This is a genomic window from Vibrio panuliri (assembly GCF_009938205.1).
Taxonomy (GTDB): domain Bacteria; phylum Pseudomonadota; class Gammaproteobacteria; order Enterobacterales; family Vibrionaceae; genus Vibrio; species Vibrio panuliri.
Map to the genome: position 1 here is coordinate 945973 of NZ_AP019655.1, position 20330 is coordinate 966302.

Consider the following 20330-nt stretch of genomic DNA (forward strand, 5'->3'; position numbering starts at 1 on the left):
TCAGCCAAACTGCAGAGACAAAAAAGCCCAAGCATGTTTTCGCTTGGGCTTTTATATCGCTCGCTGTGCTCTATTACTTCATAATACGAGCTTTAAATGCTTTGCCTTTCATCTTGCCATTTTGCAGCTGTTTCAACGCAATTTTCGCCACACTGTTTTCGACCGCTACATACGACACCATCGCCATAATATTGATCTTACCAATGCGCTTGCCGTCGATGCCCGCTTGCTTGGTGAGTGCTCCCAGAATATCTCCCGCACGAACCTTCATTTTTTTGCCACCTAAGATTTGAATTGTTGTCATCTCAGCGTAAAACGGTTCGCTATTTGGTTTGCTTGGCGCAGCAACAGGCTGAACCTCGATATCCATGTATTCTTCAATCAGAGCCACTCGGTAACCATCTTTCTCACCATAGAAGCTAAAGGCATGGCCTTTCGCACCCGCGCGCCCGGTTCGACCGATACGATGCACGTGAACCTCTGGATCTCGAGAAAGCTCAAAGTTGAATACCGCATCGAGGTTTTCAACGTCAAGACCGCGTGCGGCGACATCCGTTGCCACGAGAATTGAGATACTCTTGTTGGCAAACATGGTTAGCGCTTGATCACGCTCACGCTGTTCCATATCACCATGCAGTTCAACCACGCTAAAACCACGATGAGACAACTCATCCGTTACGTTCATCACTTCTTTCTTGGTATTACAGAACACCACAGAAGACTGAGGTCGATGGGTTAATAGCAATGCTTCTAACGCATCATCACGCTCTTGAGTGGTTTCCAACTTGTAAAACAACTGCTCAATAGTTGAAGTCTGATGGGTTGACTCCACTTTAACCATAAGAGGTGCGCTAGTAATACGACTTGCAATGGCTTCAATCTGCTTTGGAAACGTTGCACTAAACAGGAGTGTTTGACGTTGTTTTGGTGCTTGTTCAATCACCGCATCGAGAGCCTCTTGAAAGCCCATTTCAAGCATGCGGTCAGCTTCATCCAATACCAACGTATTTAGCTCATCTAGGCTAATGCGCCCTTTACTTAGATGGTCCAAAATTCGTCCAGGTGTACCAACGAGAATATGAGCGCCATGTTCAAGTGAACCAATTTGTGGTCCCATTGGCATGCCACCACAAAGTGTTAGTACTTTAATATTGTGGATACCACGCGCAAGAGTACGGATCTCTTTTGCAACTTGGTCAGCGAGCTCACGAGTTGGACACAGCACCAATGACTGCACGCGAAAACGCTTCACATTTAGATTGCTCAGCAACGCGAGCGAAAATGTCGCCGTTTTACCTGAGCCAGTTTTACCTTGTCCAATCACATCTTTACCTGCCAATAGTGCTGGTAAGCTCTGCGCTTGAATTGGCGTCATTTGCGTATAACCCAGTGTATCTAACGTGGTCAGCAGTTCCTTTCTAAGTGGCAGTGTTTTAAATGAATCTGTCACAGTCTCTTCTCGTCGATATTGCGCTACATCCCTTCTAATCAACCGGCGAGGTGTTAGAAGCGACAAGCTAAAAAATGGCTAAATAAAAAAACCGCCTCATACAAAGCGGTTTTCCGTAATCTTGTTGATACCAATCAGGATAGATAAGTGGGCACAAAGTTGTACAACTAAAATGACCAGATACTGATTATAGTTGGTATCGCAACCTAGCGGTTATCGTAATCCATGCAGAAACTCTGCACGCGTCGCGGGTATGGATTTAAAAATACCGCCCAGCGCCGTCGTGGTAGTTTCACTCGTGGCATCCATCACTCCGCGTGATTTAACACAGTAGTGTGTCGCATCAATTGTCACCGCGACATCTTCTGACTCAAGCAGTGTTTGCAAAGCGACCAAAATTTGTTGCGTTAAGCGTTCTTGAACTTGAGGACGCTGGGAGAAAAAACGCACAATTCGGTTGATCTTCGATAATCCGATAATCTTTCCGCGCGGAATATACGCGACTGCAGCCTTACCATCAATAGTCACTAAATGATGTTCACAAGTGCTAGTAAGAGTAATATCTTTTACTCGAACCATCTCGCTTACATTCATTTTGTTTTCAATAACTGTAATCTTAGGGAAGTTTTGATAATCCAAACCTGAGAAGATTTCGTCAACATACATCTTGGCAATTCGATGTGGTGTTTCTTCTAGGCTATCGTCAGTTAAATCAAGATCAAGTAGAGACAAAATCTCTCTCATATGATGTTGAATTTTTTCCTTTTTCTCTTCACGAGTGAACTCACTAGGCACCATTGGTGTCTCGAGCCCACGACTTTCAAGCGCATCTTTTACTAACTTCGCCGATTCGCTAAGACCTGACATTCCACTTCCTCATTCTACCCTTCGCGGATGGGGGACAAGGATACTCGGATTTTTAAACAATTACACCCCTATTTTCCGCGCGGGCTTTGCTTTGCGGGCGATTCAACGGAACTGTCCGCTTATTGTGTGCGAGAAAGTATGCTAAAGTTGGCAAAAATTAGAAAGACATTAGGATTCAAACATGGGTTGCTGTGACGCTCCGGGCTTGATGCCAATTGAAGAAGCGATGGATAAAATGCTATCGCGCATTAAACCGATTCAAACCACCCTACAATTGCCGCTTGCTGAGGCACTAGGTTACGTTTTAGCCGAAGATATTCTCTCACCGATTTTTGTGCCTCCTTTTGACAACTCCGCAATGGATGGCTACGCGGTACGAATCGCCGATTTGTCTAAGTCGACGACTTTGCCGTTAGCTGGTAAATCATTCGCGGGACAACCATTTGAAGGTGAATGGGGCGAAGGTACATGTGTACGCATTATGACTGGCGCAAAGATCCCTCAAGGGTGTGACGCGGTGATTATGCAAGAAAACACTCAAGTGACTGAAGATGGCATTCTGTTTTTACAAGATGACGTAAAACCACAAAGTAATATTCGACCAACAGGCGATGACATCAAACAAGGCGATATTGTTTTGGCGAAAGGCTCGCGCCTATCCCCTCGCGATATTCCAATGATTGCTTCGCTTGGCGTAAGTCATGTGGTTGTGGTTCGTAAACCAAAAGTGGCTTTCTTTTCTACTGGAGACGAGCTTAAGCCGTTGGGTGAGCCGCTGGCTGATGGTCAAATCTACGACAGCAACCGTTATGGTATTAAGCCGTTGATCGAGAACTTTGGTTGTGAGCCCGTCGATTTGGGTATTATTCCTGACTGTCCACAAACATTGAAAGAGACGTTTGAGAAAGCCCAAACCCTAGCCGATGTTGTGGTCACCTCTGGTGGTGTCAGCGTAGGTGAAGCCGACTATACCAAAGATATCCTTGAAGAACTGGGCGAAATTGGTTTTTGGAAACTTGCCATTAAACCGGGTAAGCCATTTGCATTCGGCAAGCTTTCAACAGCTTGGTTCTGCGGCCTGCCTGGTAACCCTGTTTCGGCAGTGCTGACTATGTACGTCTTAGTGCAACCGATGCTGGCAAAATTAGCAGGTCACACTGAATGGAAAGCACCAATCTCCATTCCTGCGACGACCAAAACTGCCTTTAAAAAAGCACCGGGACGCACCGATTACCAACGTGGTATCTACTCGCTTGAAGATGGTCAGTTTGTGGTAGAAACCACTGGCAACCAAAGTTCAGGGGCGTTTCGCTCAATGAGTCTTGCTAACTGTTTCGTGGTACTTGAGCGCGAGCGTGGTCGTGTCGAAGTCGGTGAAACTGTCCAGATCCAACTGTTTAACTCGACGTTATACTAGGAGTAAAAGTGGATATCTTATCTGATCAAGAAATGCTGAGGTACAATCGCCAAATTGTACTCAAGCAATTTGATTTCGAAGGACAAGAAGCACTTAAACAAGCATCGATTCTAATTCTCGGTGCCGGCGGACTTGGGTGTGCATCGAGCCAGTATCTTGCAACAGCGGGCATCGGCAAGCTGACACTTATCGACGACGATATTGTCGAGTTATCAAACCTGCAACGCCAAGTGCTTCACCACGATGCCGATATCGGTAAGAAGAAAGTCATCTCGGCTGCTGAGTCATTACGGCAACTCAACCCGTTTCTTCAGGTTGAAACGATTGATAAACGTCTAGATGATATCGAGTTGCTTAACCTGATTGAGCAACACACTTTGGTATTGGACGCATCGGACAATGTCGAGACTCGCAATCAACTGAATCGCTTGTGCTATCAGAGCAAAACACCGTTGGTTTCTGGTGCGGCAATTCGTATGGAAGGTCAAATCAGTGTTTTTACCTACCAAGACGACAACGCCCCTTGCTACCAGTGCCTAAGTAGCCTCTTTGGTGGTGGCGCATTGAGTTGTGTCGAAGCCGGTGTTATGGCGCCTGTCGTCGGTATTATTGGTGCAATGCAAGCCATGGAAGCGATCAAAGTTATCGCTAACTATGGCACCCCCAAGCAAGGTAAGATATTGATCCTAGATGCCATGAGCATGTCGTGGCGTGATATGGGATTGATGAAAATGCCAAACTGCACTGTATGTAGTTAGTGCAATAACAAGCGGTAAGTTAAGAGGAAAGGTATGAACAACCCGAAAATTTTTCTTATCGCTTTTGCCATTGCCTGTTCACTACTCGCTGGCTTACTATTACTCAAACCAAACGAGTCCCCGCATACTGTCGAAGCAAGAGTTGTCTCACAAACCTTGACCCAATCGCTTGATGGTCATCGACGTTACCTTAACGTTGTCACGCAAGATAATCAGGCTTTGCTGGTCACCTCTCCCGCGCAAACTGACTGCCCAAAAGGGTCAATAGTCTTACTTGAGGTCGAAACCACTCTGATCCAGCAACAGACCAACTATCGTTTCCAAACTTGTTATCCCGTAGTCGCACATGATGACTTGTAAAGACGTCAGCCAAAGTGTTCAATACTGCGCAACGTCAATTAGCGCCCCGTAACCAAGAAGGATTCCTTATGTCACCTCTTATTACCGCCGAACAATTACACCAACTACAACAGCAACAAGACGTGGTTATTCTTGACGCGAGTATAGAGTTTCAAATTCCATCGGAAGGCGAAAAAGATAAAGTAAACAAAATCCCTAATGCACTGCGCTTCGACTACGACACTGTATTTTGCGATCCAAACTCGCCCCTTCCCCATATGATGCCAAGCCAAGAACGCTTTAACCAGTTGGCGCAAGAGCTTGGTCTTAATAATGATTCATTGATTGTTGTGTATGACAACAGCGGTACACTTGCTGCACCACGTGCTTGGTGGATGTTCAGAGCAATGGGACATCAACGTATCGCAGTTCTTAATGGCGGTTTGCCAGCTTGGAAAGAGGCGGGATTTGCGACAACTCTAGACTATGCTAAACCAAGTACCATTGGTAACTTCAGTGGCGATCTTGACCCAAACTATTTCCTCACGGCCCATCAAGTGCTGGCTGCAATAGAGGACAAGCATAGTTTAACGGTAGATGCTCGTTCCTTGGCTCGGTTTAACGGTGAAGTCGCTGAACCGAGAGAGGGAGTAAGAAGTGGTCATATCCCCAACTCAGCTTGTCTACCTTTCGCTCAACTTATCAAAGGTTACGAACTTAAACCGATCGAACAGTTACAACCTATCATTGATGCCATTTTAAATGATAGGCAGTCACAGTATATCTTCAGCTGTGGCTCAGGAGTCACCGCCGCAATAGTGTTGCTGGCCGCCTATCTTTGTGGCTATCGAAACCTTGCCGTCTATGACGGGTCTTGGACTGAGTGGGGACAACGGGTCGATCTGCCTATCGCGTAAACCATTACTGTTTACTTTCCGAGATTTGCTCGTCTAAATTTAGCACCGTCAGCGCGTTGCTTACGCTGGTTGCAATCACATCAATTGCCCCCGTTCTCAACGCGCCCAACAGCGCGAGCGGCTTGCTGTTTTCAGCTGCAATGGCGATAACCTCTGCAATGGATTTAAACTCATCAATCCCTAGACCAATCACTCGGTCACTCATCACCGTTTTGGCCGACTTTCCGTGTATATCAAAGAAGTCATATCCAGCAAAATCACCCACAATACCTTGTAGCATACGCGACTGCACAACTTCGTCGGCAGTAAACCAACCCAAGTCAACCATGTAACTGTTTTCACTCATATCACCAATGCCCACCAAGGCGACATCAGCTTTACGCGCTAAATCAAGAGTCTGTTTCACAGTGGCGTTTTGCATAAATGCCAGTTTCTGTTCCAGGTTTTCTGCGTATGCTGGCGCATAAAGCGTTTCAGAACTGCCACCATAACTCTTGGCAAACTGTCGACAGATATGGTCGGCATTAAACATACCTCCGCGAGGATGTATACCACCGATTCCACACACAAACTTAACGTCTTTATGTGGTATCACGCCGATATGGTGAGCCACCGCGGACACATTTCTACCTTGCCCTATCGTCACAACCGTACCATTTTGCAATGTACTGGCTAGATACTTGGAGACCAAACCTGCAACTTGTAAGCGCTGTTGCTCTTCACTAGGCTGATCTAATGCGACCAATGCACGCTTTACGCCAAAGCGCTCTATTAAACGCTGCTCAATTTTGGCACTAAACACCGGGTGATACTTTACCGTAATCTCAACGATGCCCTCATCTCGTGCCTGCTTTAACAAGCGTCCAACTTTCGCCCGTGAGATCGAGAATTTTTTCGATATCTCCTCTTGCGTTGCACCATCTTGATAATAAGCAACTGAAATTTCGGTCAGTAAATCTGTACTGTCTAAAGAACTATCTTGATTGTTGTTAGCCATATTTCTTATTACTCAAAAACAGGTATACCCAAATTGGCTCGCTACTATTAAGTCAACTTGGGTATCGCTACGTTAGATTTAGCAACAATTGAACATCCGCTCATCGTCATAGCATATGTCACACCTCATCCTTAAGGCAACATTTGTTCACGACAATGACATTTTCTCACGCAGCTTTGTGATGAACAACAAAACAGCCTAGCCCTTTACCCACCAAAGCAAACGTTTAGTTTTTCTCGACCCTCAAGAGCGTAAAAATAATCTTGATTCAGCTCACCTAAATCAACACGATCAGATTGACTTTATCGCCCATTAGGATAAATATGACTACATCATTTACTCATCGTTAGAACATATGCTCAGTACAAATGTTCTGGCGACATAAAGATTTCTGTTAATGAGTAGTGGTGGTTTGTTTTTGACCATGAACTATTCTTTAACTCGCTTGCAAATGTTAGTGCCTAACCCTAGCCGGCATTAATAAAGAAATAGGATGATCGATTATGAGCAATAAATTAGAGCAACTTCGTAAACTGACTACTGTAGTAGCAGACACTGGTGAAATTGATGCCATCAAAAAATACCAGCCTGAAGATGCCACCACTAACCCTTCTCTAATCCTAAAAGCGGCTCAAATTGAAGAGTATGCGCCACTTATCGACCAAGCGATTGAGTACGCAAAAGCGCAAAGCTCAGACAAAGAACAACAAGTGCAAGATGCATGTGACATGCTTGCGGTTAATATTGGTAAAGAAATCCTTACTACGATTCCTGGCCGAATCTCTACTGAAGTTGACGCTCGCTTGTCATACGATATGGAAGGTTCAGTCGCAAAAGCTCGCCAATTGATCAAAATGTACAACGATGCTGGTATCTCAAACGACCGTATCTTGATCAAACTGGCTTCAACTTGGGAAGGCATTCGCGCGGCTGAGATTCTTGAAAAAGAAGGCATCAACTGTAACCTAACTCTACTGTTCTCATTCGCTCAAGCGCGTGCTTGTGCTGAAGCGGGCGTATTCCTGATTTCGCCATTTGTTGGTCGTATTATGGACTGGTACAAGGCGAAAGAAGGTCGTGATTTCGAAGCTCAAGAAGACCCAGGCGTACTATCAGTCACTAGCATCTACAACTACTACAAAGAATACGGATACAAAACAGTAGTGATGGGCGCAAGTTTCCGTAATATTGGCGAAATTCTTGAGCTTGCAGGTTGTGACCGCCTAACTATTGCACCTGCCCTACTTGCAGAGCTAGAAGCTGCAGAAGGTGAAGTTGTTGAGAAACTCATCGATTCAAACGGTGCTAAAGAGCGCCCTGCGCCAATGACGCACGCAGAGTTCCTATGGGATCATAACCAAGACGCAATGGCAGTTGAAAAACTTGCGGAAGGTATCCGTAACTTTGCGGTAGACCAAGGCAAACTTGAAGAAATGATCGCAGCTAAGCTGTAATCCAACCTATTTAAAAGAGGGAACAAATTCGTTCCCTCTTCTACATCACTTAGACACAAACTATATTCGGTAATTACTATGGATCGTAAACATCTTGCCAATGCAATCCGTGCACTTAGCATGGATGGTGTTCAACAAGCTAACTCTGGTCACCCAGGCGCACCTATGGGTATGGCTGATATCGCTGAAGTTCTTTGGCGTTCACACCTAAACCACAACCCAGCAAACCCAGAGTGGGCAGATCGCGACCGTTTCGTACTGTCTAACGGTCACGGTTCAATGCTGATTTACTCATTGCTGCACCTAAGTGGTTATGAGCTATCGATTGACGATCTAAAGAACTTCCGTCAACTGCACTCAAAAACACCAGGTCACCCAGAATATGGTTATGCGCCAGGTATCGAAACGACTACAGGTCCGCTAGGTCAAGGTATCACTAATGCTGTTGGTATGGCATTGGCTGAAAAAGCGCTGGCAGCGCAGTTCAACAAAGAAGGCCATGACATCGTTGACCACTTCACTTACGTGTTTATGGGCGATGGCTGTCTAATGGAAGGTATCTCGCATGAGGCATGTTCACTGGCGGGTACATTAGGTCTTGGTAAGCTAATCGCATTCTGGGATGACAACGGTATCTCTATCGATGGTCACGTGGAAGGTTGGTTCTCTGACGACACACCTAAGCGTTTTGAAGCATACGGTTGGCATGTTATTCCAGCTGTCGACGGTCACGACTCAGAAGCTATTAATGCAGCGATTGAAGCGGCAAAAGCCGATCCACGCCCAACTCTTATCTGTACCAAAACTATCATCGGTTTTGGTTCTCCAAACAAATCAGGCTCACACGATTGTCACGGTGCGCCACTAGGTGCTGAAGAAATTGCAGCAACACGTAAACAACTGGGTTGGGAGCACAGTCCTTTTGAAATTCCGCAGGAAATCTACGCAGAATGGTCAGCGAAAGAGACAGGCGCAGCTCAGGAAGCAGCGTGGGACAAGAAGTTTGCAGCTTATGAAGCAGAATACCCTGAGTTGGCAGTGGAATTTAAACGCCGCGTAAATGGTGAACTTCCGGCAGAGTGGGAAGAGAAAGCCAGCCAAATCATTGCTGATCTTCAAGCAAATCCTGCCAACATCGCATCACGTAAAGCTTCACAAAATGCACTAGAAGCATTTGGTGCAATGCTACCAGAATTTATGGGTGGCTCTGCTGACTTAGCGCCTTCTAACCTAACGATGTGGTCTGGTTCTAAATCGCTAGAGGCAAATGACTTCGCGGGTAACTACATTCACTACGGCGTACGTGAATTTGGTATGACCGCAATCATGAACGGTATCGCGCTACACGGCGGTTTTGTTCCTTACGGCGCGACCTTCCTGATGTTTATGGAATACGCACGTAACGCAATGCGCATGGCTGCACTGATGAAAGTGCAAAACATCCAAGTGTACACGCACGACTCAATCGGTCTTGGCGAAGATGGCCCGACTCACCAACCTGTTGAGCAAATGGCATCACTGCGTCTAACACCAAACATGAGCACATGGCGTCCATGTGACCAAGTTGAATCTGCAGTAGCTTGGAAACTGGCAATCGAGCGTAAAGATGGCCCATCAGCGCTGATCTTCTCGCGTCAAAACCTTGCGCAACAACCACGTTCAGCAGAGCAAGTGGCAGACATCGCAAAAGGTGCTTACATCCTAAAAGATTGTGCTGGCAAACCTGAGCTTATCCTTATTGCAACTGGCTCTGAAGTTGAGCTAGCAGTAAAAGCGGCTGAAGAGCTAACAGCAGCAGGTAAAGCAGTACGTGTGGTATCAATGCCATCAACGGATGCCTTTGATAAGCAAGATGCAGCTTACCGTGAATCGGTATTACCATCAGATGTGACTGCACGTATCGCGATTGAAGCGGGTATTGCAGATTTCTGGTACAAGTATGTTGGTTTTGATGGTCGTATTATTGGTATGACGTCATTCGGTGAATCTGCACCAGCAGATCAACTGTTCGAGATGTTTGGTTTCACGGTTGAAAATGTCGTGAACACCGCTAACAAACTCACTGCATAATATCAGCAAGATAAAGACACCCGCCAATTGGCGGGTGTTTTTTTGTGTAAACTATTTAAGCGTCATACGTTGGTATAATGAGTCTTTTAGTACGGCTCGACTATGTTTTAGCTTGTTCATTTCCCCATCATCAATGGGTGAACCTCGTAACTCAAGCACTCTAATTTCTTTATCTATTGTGTTGTACTGTTTTACATCATTCGCAAACGACACATCACTCTCGGTAAGTTTATGAATAACCTCTCCATGTTCAGGAAATTCATGTAACAGGGAATGATTTTCTCCTAACATAACGACTCCTTACGTCCAAACGTATTCTCTGCAAGAATCTGTCGACTCACTTAAGTCGGCATCGATTATAAGTGTAGTTGGAAAAACCACTCGCTGCAGACCTCCACCGCCATCCGAGAGGCTAATATCCACTGCACACTGGTCATCCTAGCAACTCAATATGGTGACTTATTAGCCACCAATCGCACTTTTGCCTTTTTTGCTTACCCTGAAACGACAAAATCATATTGAGATCACTTTGTTACACTAGATTAAACACGCTGCTGTTCTACACTTTTCATATTAGTTGGCATAATTTGGATAAAAACAGTGATGAGCAAATGGAGTTCATGGCAAAACATATCACTCAAATATAAGTTGTATGGTCTAGTACTGCTTCCCATCTTACTTTTGATTTATCTTGCCGTTGTGCAAATCTCGACGATCAATCAAAGTACGCAGTCCCTGATCAAAGCAACCAACATCACCACTTTCTTGCGCGGTGTGTCGGGGGTTTATTCACCTAGTGACAGTGCTCTTTCCTCTTCATCTCTTAACCAGTTGATCCCAAAAATCTACAGTGACGAACTCACCTCAGATATCCGCGATTCAGTCCAGAGCCTGCTATCCACTAAACAAGAGTTAAACAAAGCACTAAGCATCGAGGACAAGCTTGATAACCTAGAGTGGCAAGCTGAACTGTATCACCAAATATTACTGAGTTTAGAGAAAAACGAGTTCGGCAATGTGCCTGCCAACGTGCGCAACAATATCAATGCCCTATTGCAACTTGAGTGGATGGTGTTTTGGGCCAACGAAGAAAACCAGTTGAGCAACTTACTGCTACGTTCTTTTCAGCAACGCGCTGAGTACAACCAAGATATTCGAGAGCAACTACAAACATTAGCGGAAAGGCAGCAACTTTTTATTGAACGATTCGTCAATTTAAACGCTAACGAAGAACAGGTTAAGCTAATGATGCAAGCATTCAGTAACTCTGCTTTTCAACATAGCCAATCGTTTCGCGCAGATTTAGCTTCGCTCTCATCACTCGCAGGGCTAACTAGCCAGCAAGTAGAGCAAGGCATCACTGCGATGAACGCTCGCCTAGCGTTACTCAACGATGTCGGTAACACTATCGAGTTCCAAATCGTCAACAGCATCGATCAATCCATTCAACAAGCTCAGTTAAAGCGCATCAGTTATATCAGCTTAGTCTCGCTGCTGACAATACTTGTCATTTTCATCGCTTTCCGTTTAACGAGGCACATTACCCAAAACCTAAACCTAGTATTAGATTATTTGAAATCGAGTGATAACCAACAGATCGATCAATTAACTACCACCGTTCACAGCAACGACGAACTTGGCCGCTTTGCTCATGAAGTAGAACGAATCACCATAGAACGAAAATTGGCGAATGAACGCTTAACCATTGCCAAAGAGGACGCAGAAAAAGCGAAAGATGCCGCTGTGCGAGCCAATCGGGCAAAAAGTAGTTTCTTAGCCAATATGTCTCATGAAATTCGCACCCCTTTAAACGGCGTAATAGGCATCTCGGAAGTGTTGTCTGAAACCGAACTGTCCGCTTCCCAAAGAGACTATGTCGATACGATTGAAACCTCATCACAACTGTTACTCAGCTTGATCAATGACATTCTTGATTTCTCGAAAATTGAGTCAGGTATGTTACTGATCAGCAATCATTCGACCTCTATTAGAGAGGTGATATACGATGTTGCCGCCATCATCGCTCCAAAAGTAAAAGAGAAAGGTCTGGAGCTCAAAGTGACCATCAGTTCAGACACGCCTCACAAAGTATTGGTTGACGATCATCGCTTACGCCAAACACTCATGAACTTTATGTCCAACGCCGTCAAGTTTACTCACTCGGGTTATGTTGAACTGGCAGTGAGCAATAAAGGAACGCTAAATGACCAAGTCAGCCTTGAGTTTTCCGTTTCAGATACGGGCGTTGGTATTGATGCGGAAAAACAGCAACAAATTTTTAAGCCGTTTGCGCAGGAAGATGAATCAACTACGCGACAATTTGGCGGGACAGGACTAGGCTTAGCCATCAGCACTCAATTGGTTGAGATGATGGGCGGTCAGATCCAGCTCGAATCGACCAAAAACCTCGGCAGTCGCTTTTTCTTCACCCTCCAGATGGGCATTGAGCAAGAGCGATATCCTTTGCGACAGAAGCAACCTGAGCATATTTGCATTATTGGTGATAATGCTGAGCAAAGAGCTTATGTCAAACAAGAGCTCGACTTTTTCAATCATCTGATTGTCGGTGAGTTCGCTTCGCTGGATACCTACTTAACCGCAACGACAAGCGAACCTCACTCCGCCCTATTCTTAGAGTCCGCGATGTGTGATGTTGTCACTCATTCAAGAGAACTCAGCCTATTGGCTAAACAGCGCCACCTGTGCGTGGTACGCCCCTTCTTAAGCCGTCCAGTTGAGTTTTCGTCAGATATTCAATCTATCGTTACCTACCCACTATTAGGCCAAAGGTTATTGAAAGCGCTCTCTTCACGCAGTATCGATGTTGTCAGCGGCCAATTTGAGATCGTTGAGGAAAACGTCGCTGATAAACGGGTGCTGGTCGTTGAAGACAATGCGGTCAACAGGAAGATTGCGGGCTTACACCTTTCGAATGCAGGTGTGGATTTTGAGGTTGCTCATGACGGCGCTGAAGCCGTGCAGATGTATACCTCCAACCCCGATAACTACAGCCTGATTCTCATGGATTGTATGATGCCAATCTTAGATGGATTCGAGGCAACCAAACAGATTCGAGAGTTTGAAAAAACGCAGTCGAAACAAGTACCGATCATTGCACTCACTGCCAGTGTACTCGATGAAGATATCAAAGAGTGTTACCACGTGGGCATGAACGATTATCTCGCTAAGCCCTTTAAAGCCGATCAACTCATTACAAAACTTTGCCAACACACCAAAGTGGAGCCACGCCTTCCCGATGGGCCAACTCAGAGTATCCAACAAGAAGCGCCTAAGAGTGAAGTTCAAGTGGCACATTCGATGGGCAAAGTTCTGTTGGTCGAGGACAATACCGTCAATCAAAAAGTCGCATCACTGATCTTAGAGAAAGCGGGTTATCAATATGAGATAGCAGAAAACGGTCAGGTTGCTGTGGATATGTATCGACATCATCACGATTATCAGGTGATTTTGATGGACTGCATGATGCCAGTAAAAGATGGCTTTGAGGCGACACGTGAAATTCGCCGTTTAGAGCAAAAACAAGGGTTAGGCAAGACCCCAATTATCGCTCTCACTGCCAGTGTGATTGATGATGATATACAACGTTGTTTTGACTCAGGCATGGACGCATATTTAGCCAAGCCCGTGCGTAAGAAAAATCTCATCGACAAAATCGAAAGTATCGTTTAGCGCTAGGATAACCCAACATGGACCTGTTAAAGCAAATACATTGCCGACAATTTAGCGAAGTGTGGTCAACGCTGCTGATTTTAGCGGCCTTGTGTATGTCACTACCGAGTCATGCCCTCGCAGCCGACCAGTACGCCATTTTTACTTTAAATAACTCGTTTGAAAAAATGTCGATTCTTAAAGCGCGTAAACTCTATCGTGGAAAATCCAAATCACTTAACGGACAACGATTTGAATTATCTGATTGGCCCGCCGACAGTATCGAGCGAGAGCAGTTCTATCGTTATTTGCTTGGTAAAAACACCGCTCAGATGAATGCCCATTGGGCTGCGCTCTCATTCTCCGGTAAAGCTCGTCCACCGAAAGAGATCGCGCAATCTGAAATTCAGAGCCTAATTGAATGGATGGAGGAGAAACCAAACCGTATTGGCTATGCCCCAATAGAAGCACTCCCTAGTAACGCCAATGTTTTGTTTATTATCAGTGAGGATAACTAATATGAATCGACAACATCCCTTGCTGATCAGCGCACTTGTCATTTCGCCTTTGTCATTGGCCAATGTTGATGTTGGTGACAACATAGCGCTGAGCGGTTTTGGCTCTACGTCATGGGCAAAGAGTGACAATCCGACACCACTATTGATCAATCGAGAAATCTCAGACACTAGCTGTTTTGATTGTGACACCACCTTTGGCCTACAGCTTGATCTATTTTATGAAGGGTTTAAAGCCTCTGCGCAACTCGTAAAAAGACCGCAAGATAAATGGAGTGATCCTGAACTTGAATGGGCTTATCTTGCCTACAACAACGACCATTGGAATTTTAAAATCGGTCGATTGAGAAACCCATTATTTCTGTACTCAGAGTATTACTATGTGGGACAAGCCTATACCCCAGCACGCCCGCCTGAAGAGGTATATAACAGCATACTCGGGATTACTTTCTATGAAGGTGCAAGCGTCACCTATAGTCATGATTTCGGCGATCAATACACACTCTCGTTGACTCCTTTTGCAGGGCTTGAGGACTCAAGGCAGATAGAACTGAATGATGACACCCTATTAGAACTCGAGACAGATCAATTGCTGGGCCTTAATGTCACCTTTTCAAGTGACAACTATCGTTGGAATTTTTCCTATTTAAAGTCGAAATATGATCAAAAAGTCACGCTGTTCAATCGGTTTGTCGAAGAAGAGAAAGACAACACCATCGAGCTGTTCTCACTCGGAACTGAGTATGAGTTCAATTCGTTAACACTCTCGGCAGAAGCACAAAAAAATGATCGAAATTACTCTTGGTACCTACTCGCGTCCAATCGCATTGAACAGTGGACTCCTTATATTTCCTTTGCTCAACAGCTCAACAACGATGACGGTTTAAATGGTCAAAGCGTGAGAGTTGGCACACGCTATGACATCCACTATAACGTCTCTTTAAACCTAGAATGGCAGCAATTCTATGCCAATGACCAGCAAACTGGCGAGTTCATTGCTACCCCTAACGAGCAAGATGCCAACCTATTTACAGTTATGTTGAACTTCGTTTTCTAGAGCGCGCTCAGGCTCTGTTAGTGCAGCCACGCAGCTTATGAGCCTGAGTCACTTGAGAATGGGGGCATAAAGAACATAAAATATGTGTCTAAATTCATTTTAATAAGATAACACTATGTCCTTTCCTCCATGCCCACAATGCCAATCTGAGTTCGTCTATCAAGATCAGAATAATCTGATTTGCCCAGAATGCGCTCACGAGTGGAACCCTAATGAGCTCCATGAAGAAGAGTCTCTGAATATCAAAGATGCCAATGGCACACTGCTTCAAGAAGGCGATAAAGTTACCCTAGCCAAGGATCTGAAAGTGAAAGGCAGTTCATTGGTGTTGAAGATTGGCACCAAAGCCGTTATTCGACGCATTGTCGAAGGCAAAGATCATCAACTCGATTGTAAAGTCGACGGTGCTGGTGAAATGATGGTCACCGCCCAGTTCGTTAAAAAAGCTTAATCTTCTGTTGGCCAGTATCGTGAATACTGGCTGTCTTTTGCGCGGGCATTAACAAAGATAATCACTTCGCCACTCTCAACGCACATGACGTTGTCTACTTTCTCTAACCTCGCGCTTAAGTTCCATTAATCACGTTTTGACCATTAACGCCACGCATTAGTGGGGCTCAAGTCTAAGTGGCTATCTTTGAATCGGCTTAGTATAAAGCTCAAGCAAGTCAAGAAGGTAGCAACATGATCGTCACTAATGCGTTTAATCAGAATTTAACTGAGGAATCAAAACAGAACTGGCTAAGTTACTGGAAGCACTTCACCGATAAGCCTTACTGCTACTGCGCCGAGCAGAACTGCACCAAGCAGCAACAACATGGTGTATTAGTCACACAACCCAAAATGTCTTCTCGCACACTTTATGTTGTGCCACTTTGCAAAGATCACAGTAATAGTTTTGTTAGCCAACTAGAAATTGATGATTGCGCCCAAATTGTTCCGACAGAGCTAAGCTTGTAAATAAGATTGGTAGGGATTTTGTTGGACCCGAGCAATGACACCCACCTTGTCATTGCTCTTTTTTATTTTGGTTTTTGAGCCAGTGCTAAACCACTTTTTGGCTGAGCGAAAGTACCGACTCATTGTTCTTAAGTTGGTTATTCGCAAACATATCTTCTATCGCATGTTGTGAAAACTCTACAGCACTGTAGGCAGCAATATGAATCACGTCTCCTTTCTGGACAAAGTTATCTTCTCCCCACTGGGTATAGTTGGGCGCCCCCGTATACAACACGAGTTCCTGCGGGTAGCCTAACTTGGCAATCTGCGGCAAAATAGCTTGATACATCCCCTCATCATGTTGAGTGTTAATTCTTTCGACCATCCAAGCCATCAGGTAACAGTAAAAGACTTTTAGCTCAGTACAACTCACCTCTGGGGTGGCAAGGTGAAGTTGACCATCTCGCTCAATGTACGAAATCAGTTTAATGTTTTCATCATAGTTGATAGGAGATAAACGAGACACGCTCCACCAATGCTGGTTGATACCTTTTGACTGACAACCCCAAGACTTTCTTTGTGAGATCTTATCGCTGCCCTCTAGCTGGCGAATCGTCATATCATTGCCGATAGACATCTGCGTTGCCATCAGAGAACTCACTTTGCCTTCTTCGTAGGTTACCTTGCAACGGAGTACAAACTCTGGCTCTATGTCGACCATTTCGCCACTTAACGGATAATTAAGCTGTGCTCCAGACGTTAATGTTTGCTCCTCTTCACAGTTGATAACAAAGATGCCATTTGGCATATCACTTTCGGCGACATTTTCCGCTGCATTAAGATGCCCAGAAAAATTGCCGATAATTCCAATACAGAGCATAACTCTCCTTACAAGGTATGATTATTTGTTGATCAGTACTTTTGAACATGTATCAAGTTGGGTAAGTAACCATGTCGCGGCAAGTAAATCTGCACTCCCGCCTGGACTAATGTTGTGGCTAACAAACAAGGCATCTAACACCACAATATGTTTCTCAAACGCACTATGAGTGGAGTGTTGCGTCGCAAGAAACTGGCGCGCTTGAGATTGAACCAACTCTAACCCCGTTATACCGGCGCGATTAATGACGTTGGTATCGCTGTTATTCGCCATCAGAGTAAAGAGTGCCAAACTCATCGCTTTCTCTTCGGATTCACCTTGTTCGATTGCGAGTCGATAAGCTGGCAAAGCGTGGTCATAAATTGTTGGATAGCCAGCAGCCGCTTCGCCTCGAATTCCAGTGAGTCCATACTGCTGAAAGATACGTTCTCCCGCTGTTGGCGCTCTATTGCTCACTTGCGGCTTAAGCTCACTTTCAACCAAATGAGCGCAACTGCTTTTGATCACCGCCCGAACGGCATGTGCATCGTAACTGAGTTGGTTTTGGTATAACCATCCCACTGCGCCACAGATCAAACCTAAAGTAAAAATCATTCCTTTATGTGTGTTCACGTTAGAGGTGGCGGTAAACATTGCCTTTTCAGCTTCTATTCCGATGGGGCGCAAGCAGTCAAGTAACTGTTCCGACGGCAAGTGTGCAGCCCTTAGCCCCGCGATAACGAACGCCTTCATATATGGACGCAATGCTTCACTGCTAGCAATAAAGGTGTGGATGTCCATATCACGATGAGCACCGACAGATTGGCAGTCCACCAATCCCGGCTTGGGTGTCAGGTGTGCTTCTAACATCATTGCATGATAGGCAAGGTTGCCCGCTAACTCAGTAATGTTTAAGCCTGATTGACCTTTTTCTAAGGGATAGTAGATACAGCAATCATCTAACAGATATTTAATTGCTTGATTGGTAGTCATACACAAGCTCCATCATATGTTGAATCAGTTCTGATTGACTGTGCACCCGAGAGCGTGCGCACACCTTGGCTTCACTTTGGCAAAGTAGACAGCGTCTTGGAGCATGGCCGGCTTGTTGGCGAGATATAGGAGTGAGGTCAACCGGAATAATGTCTATATCAAATAACCGTCCCAATGGATGAGCCTCTTCAATATCAACCATTATCCGTTTAACTCTGAAGATATCCGGTTCTTCAACCGCGGCGAGAAACTCATACCCAGTATCTGCATCGCACCGCTCTTGATAACAAATTTTGATTTCGTTTTGTGCAAGCGATGCACAGATGGCATCAACGCCCGCACTGAATGCAATCGCGCTAATTTGGTTCTTCTTAATTGCTCCCATCATATTTATCGTAAAGCTTACCAGCGGCAGAGAGTGGGCTTTGACCCACTCTCTTTGCTTGTAGGCTCTGCTTTCACGGCATTCGAGAACTTGCTCAAGTGTGACGACAGGACCTTGATACACGGCCTACTCCTTAACTTGGCGGATCACGTCGATAACGGATCCATCTCGATAGCGAACAAACCCGACAACCTTGTCATGGTATTGGATCTCGCGAGGCTCACCTGTCAGTAACACCGCTCGTTGCTGCAACTCTTCAATCGTCAACAATGGCACGCCGGCTTTTTGCAGACGAAGAATAACGTCCTCTCGATTCGGGTTAACCGCGATTCCGTGATCTGTCACCAACACATCAATTTGTGTTCCTGCTGTTACGATGTTCAAAACAGAATCAACCACCGTTGGGATACGTCCGCGCACTAACGGAGCTACGATAATAGTTAGGTTCGCTGAAGCTGCGGTATCACTGTGTCCGCCAGATGCTCCGCGAATTACCCCATCGGAGCCGGTAATCACGTTTACGTTGAAGTCCGTATCAATTTCCAGCGCGCTTAGAATCACCACATCGAGCTTTTCTACTGCCGCGCCTTTTGATGCAGGATTCGCATATTGGTTGGCGGAGATTTCTATATGAGCAGAGTTTCTCGCCATAGACTCAGCGGCACTCGCGTCAAATGATTGCACATCCAATAAGGTTTTAATCAACCCTTTTTCGTGCAAGTCCACCATGGTAGATGTGATGCCACCAAGCGCAAAACTGGCGGTAATATCATTGGCAATCATCTTTTCTTCCAAAAAGCGGGTAACCGCCAAGGACGCACCACCAGAGCCTGTTTGCATTGAGAAGCCATCATAAAAATACCCTGAGTTCTCAATCACCTCTGCCGCTTTACGGGCGATTAATAACTCTCGCGGATTGCTGGTCATTCTGGTCGCTCCGCCACCAATTTTGGATGCGTCCCCCACACTCTCTACTTTCACAATCGCATCAACATTGTCTTGTGCTATTGAAGCGGGTTGATTAGGGAAGGCCACGAGCTCTTCGGTCAGTAACACCGTGTAGTTAGCATATTGCGCATCTATTTGTGCATAGCCAAGAGAACCGCATTTCGCTTTACCACTCACCGCATTGGCATTGCCAAACTCATCACTGGTGGAAACACCAAGGAAGGCAACGTCGATGCTCACTTCGCCACTTTCGACCAAATGTACGCGGCCTCCATGGGAGTGGATATGGACAGGCTCTTCCATCAGTCCGCGAGAGATTTCTTCTGCTAACTCGCCACGCATACCCGAGGTATAGATTTTCCTAACCACGCCATTTTTGATGTGTTCCACCAACGGAGCATGAACATCAGAAAGTGAGCTAGATGCCAATGTCAGCCCTTTAAAACCCATATCGGCAATTACTTGCATCACAAGGTTTACTACCTTATCGCCCCCGCGAAAAGAGTGGTGAAATGAAATGGTCATCCCATCTTGCAAACCGCTGTTATTAATCGCTTCTTCGATGGACTGACATACCTTACGCATCTTTCTTTCAGCGCCCATGCTCAGTTGAGGTGCCAAACCATAAGGTCCTGAGTAAGGTTGAATGTTGTACCGAGTGAGAAGTTCAAGATTTATGTTTTTCATACCACTGCC

At 45.4% G+C, this 20330-nt stretch carries 19 protein-coding genes; 11 read left to right on the forward strand and 8 right to left on the reverse strand.

Going from position 1 to position 20330, the window contains the following annotated elements; translation table 11 throughout:
- Positions 1 to 73: 73 nt before the first annotated feature.
- On the reverse strand, positions 74 to 1450 hold the full coding sequence (dbpA, locus tag GZK95_RS19010; RefSeq protein ID WP_075715675.1) for an ATP-dependent RNA helicase DbpA: 1377 nt from the start codon (positions 1448 to 1450) through the stop codon (positions 74 to 76).
- Between the two features lie 213 nt (positions 1451 to 1663).
- Positions 1664 to 2317, reverse strand: coding sequence for a GTP cyclohydrolase I FolE (folE, locus tag GZK95_RS19015; protein WP_075707061.1), 654 nt, complete (start codon positions 2315 to 2317; stop codon positions 1664 to 1666).
- A 181-nt stretch (positions 2318 to 2498) separates the two neighbouring features.
- On the opposite strand from folE, the gene moeA reads away from it, so the two are divergent.
- The 4 genes from moeA to GZK95_RS19035 all read left to right on the forward strand — a co-directional run bounded on the left by moeA (position 2499) and on the right by GZK95_RS19035 (position 5748).
- Positions 2499 to 3734, forward strand: a complete 1236-nt coding sequence (gene moeA, locus GZK95_RS19020; RefSeq protein WP_075715674.1) for a molybdopterin molybdotransferase MoeA — start codon at positions 2499 to 2501, stop codon at positions 3732 to 3734.
- A gap of 8 nt (positions 3735 to 3742) precedes the next feature.
- Positions 3743 to 4492, forward strand: a complete 750-nt coding sequence (gene moeB, locus GZK95_RS19025; RefSeq protein WP_075715673.1) for a molybdopterin-synthase adenylyltransferase MoeB — start codon at positions 3743 to 3745, stop codon at positions 4490 to 4492.
- Positions 4493 to 4525: 33 nt separating this feature from the next.
- Positions 4526 to 4852: a hypothetical protein gene (locus GZK95_RS22315; RefSeq protein WP_225623957.1), complete on the forward strand. Its 327-nt coding sequence runs from the start codon at positions 4526 to 4528 to the stop codon at positions 4850 to 4852.
- A gap of 68 nt (positions 4853 to 4920) precedes the next feature.
- Positions 4921 to 5748 carry a sulfurtransferase gene (locus GZK95_RS19035; protein WP_075715672.1) on the forward strand — a complete coding sequence of 276 codons (828 nt, stop codon included), beginning with the start codon at positions 4921 to 4923 and terminating at the stop codon, positions 5746 to 5748.
- Positions 5749 to 5752: 4 nt separating this feature from the next.
- Here the strand turns inward: GZK95_RS19035 and GZK95_RS19040 are convergent, their stop codons facing one another.
- Positions 5753 to 6745: a sugar-binding transcriptional regulator gene (locus GZK95_RS19040; protein WP_075707053.1), complete on the reverse strand. Its 993-nt coding sequence runs from the start codon at positions 6743 to 6745 to the stop codon at positions 5753 to 5755.
- 503 nt (positions 6746 to 7248) lie between these two features.
- On the opposite strand from GZK95_RS19040, the gene tal reads away from it, so the two are divergent.
- Positions 7249 to 8199 carry a transaldolase gene (tal, locus tag GZK95_RS19045; protein ID WP_075707051.1) on the forward strand — a complete coding sequence of 317 codons (951 nt, stop codon included), beginning with the start codon at positions 7249 to 7251 and terminating at the stop codon, positions 8197 to 8199.
- A 78-nt stretch (positions 8200 to 8277) separates the two neighbouring features.
- Entirely contained in the window at positions 8278 to 10269 is a 1992-nt protein-coding gene (gene tkt / locus GZK95_RS19050; protein WP_151148819.1) for a transketolase, read from the forward strand.
- 51 nt (positions 10270 to 10320) lie between these two features.
- On the opposite strand, the gene GZK95_RS19055 is transcribed toward tkt, so the two are convergent.
- Positions 10321 to 10560, reverse strand: coding sequence for a YdcH family protein (locus GZK95_RS19055; RefSeq protein WP_075710117.1), 240 nt, complete (start codon positions 10558 to 10560; stop codon positions 10321 to 10323).
- A 312-nt stretch (positions 10561 to 10872) separates the two neighbouring features.
- Between GZK95_RS19055 and GZK95_RS19060 the strand changes: the two genes are divergently transcribed.
- From GZK95_RS19060 to GZK95_RS19080, 5 genes are all read left to right on the forward strand, one after another.
- Entirely contained in the window at positions 10873 to 13959 is a 3087-nt protein-coding gene (locus tag GZK95_RS19060; RefSeq protein WP_075713748.1) for a response regulator, read from the forward strand.
- A gap of 17 nt (positions 13960 to 13976) precedes the next feature.
- Positions 13977 to 14456, forward strand: coding sequence for a hypothetical protein (locus tag GZK95_RS19065; protein ID WP_075710121.1), 480 nt, complete (start codon positions 13977 to 13979; stop codon positions 14454 to 14456).
- Between the two features lies 1 nt (position 14457).
- A complete protein-coding gene (locus tag GZK95_RS19070; protein ID WP_075713750.1) occupies positions 14458 to 15510 on the forward strand; it encodes a sulfate ABC transporter permease in 1053 nt (350 codons plus the stop codon).
- A gap of 115 nt (positions 15511 to 15625) precedes the next feature.
- Positions 15626 to 15961, forward strand: a complete 336-nt coding sequence (locus GZK95_RS19075) for a zinc ribbon domain-containing protein YjdM (RefSeq protein ID WP_075714020.1) — start codon at positions 15626 to 15628, stop codon at positions 15959 to 15961.
- 233 nt (positions 15962 to 16194) lie between these two features.
- The gene (locus GZK95_RS19080; RefSeq protein ID WP_075710127.1) at positions 16195 to 16470 is read left to right on the forward strand and encodes a hypothetical protein; all 276 of its coding nucleotides are present in this window, start codon (positions 16195 to 16197) and stop codon (positions 16468 to 16470) included.
- Between the two features lie 85 nt (positions 16471 to 16555).
- Here the strand turns inward: GZK95_RS19080 and GZK95_RS19085 are convergent, their stop codons facing one another.
- Genes GZK95_RS19085 through citF form a run of 4 tightly spaced genes read right to left on the reverse strand, consistent with a single transcriptional unit; the run spans position 16556 to position 20321 of the window.
- A complete protein-coding gene (locus GZK95_RS19085) occupies positions 16556 to 17329 on the reverse strand; it encodes a DUF5718 family protein (protein ID WP_075714018.1) in 774 nt (257 codons plus the stop codon).
- A 21-nt stretch (positions 17330 to 17350) separates the two neighbouring features.
- Positions 17351 to 18301, reverse strand: a complete 951-nt coding sequence (gene citG / locus GZK95_RS19090) for a triphosphoribosyl-dephospho-CoA synthase CitG (protein WP_075710131.1) — start codon at positions 18299 to 18301, stop codon at positions 17351 to 17353.
- The gene (gene citX / locus GZK95_RS19095) at positions 18279 to 18809 is read right to left on the reverse strand and encodes a citrate lyase holo-[acyl-carrier protein] synthase (protein WP_075714016.1); all 531 of its coding nucleotides are present in this window, start codon (positions 18807 to 18809) and stop codon (positions 18279 to 18281) included. Before citX ends, citG begins: the two co-directional genes overlap by 23 nt.
- A gap of 3 nt (positions 18810 to 18812) precedes the next feature.
- On the reverse strand, positions 18813 to 20321 hold the full coding sequence (citF, locus tag GZK95_RS19100; protein WP_075710135.1) for a citrate lyase subunit alpha: 1509 nt from the start codon (positions 20319 to 20321) through the stop codon (positions 18813 to 18815).
- Between the last annotated feature and the right edge of the window lie 9 nt (positions 20322 to 20330).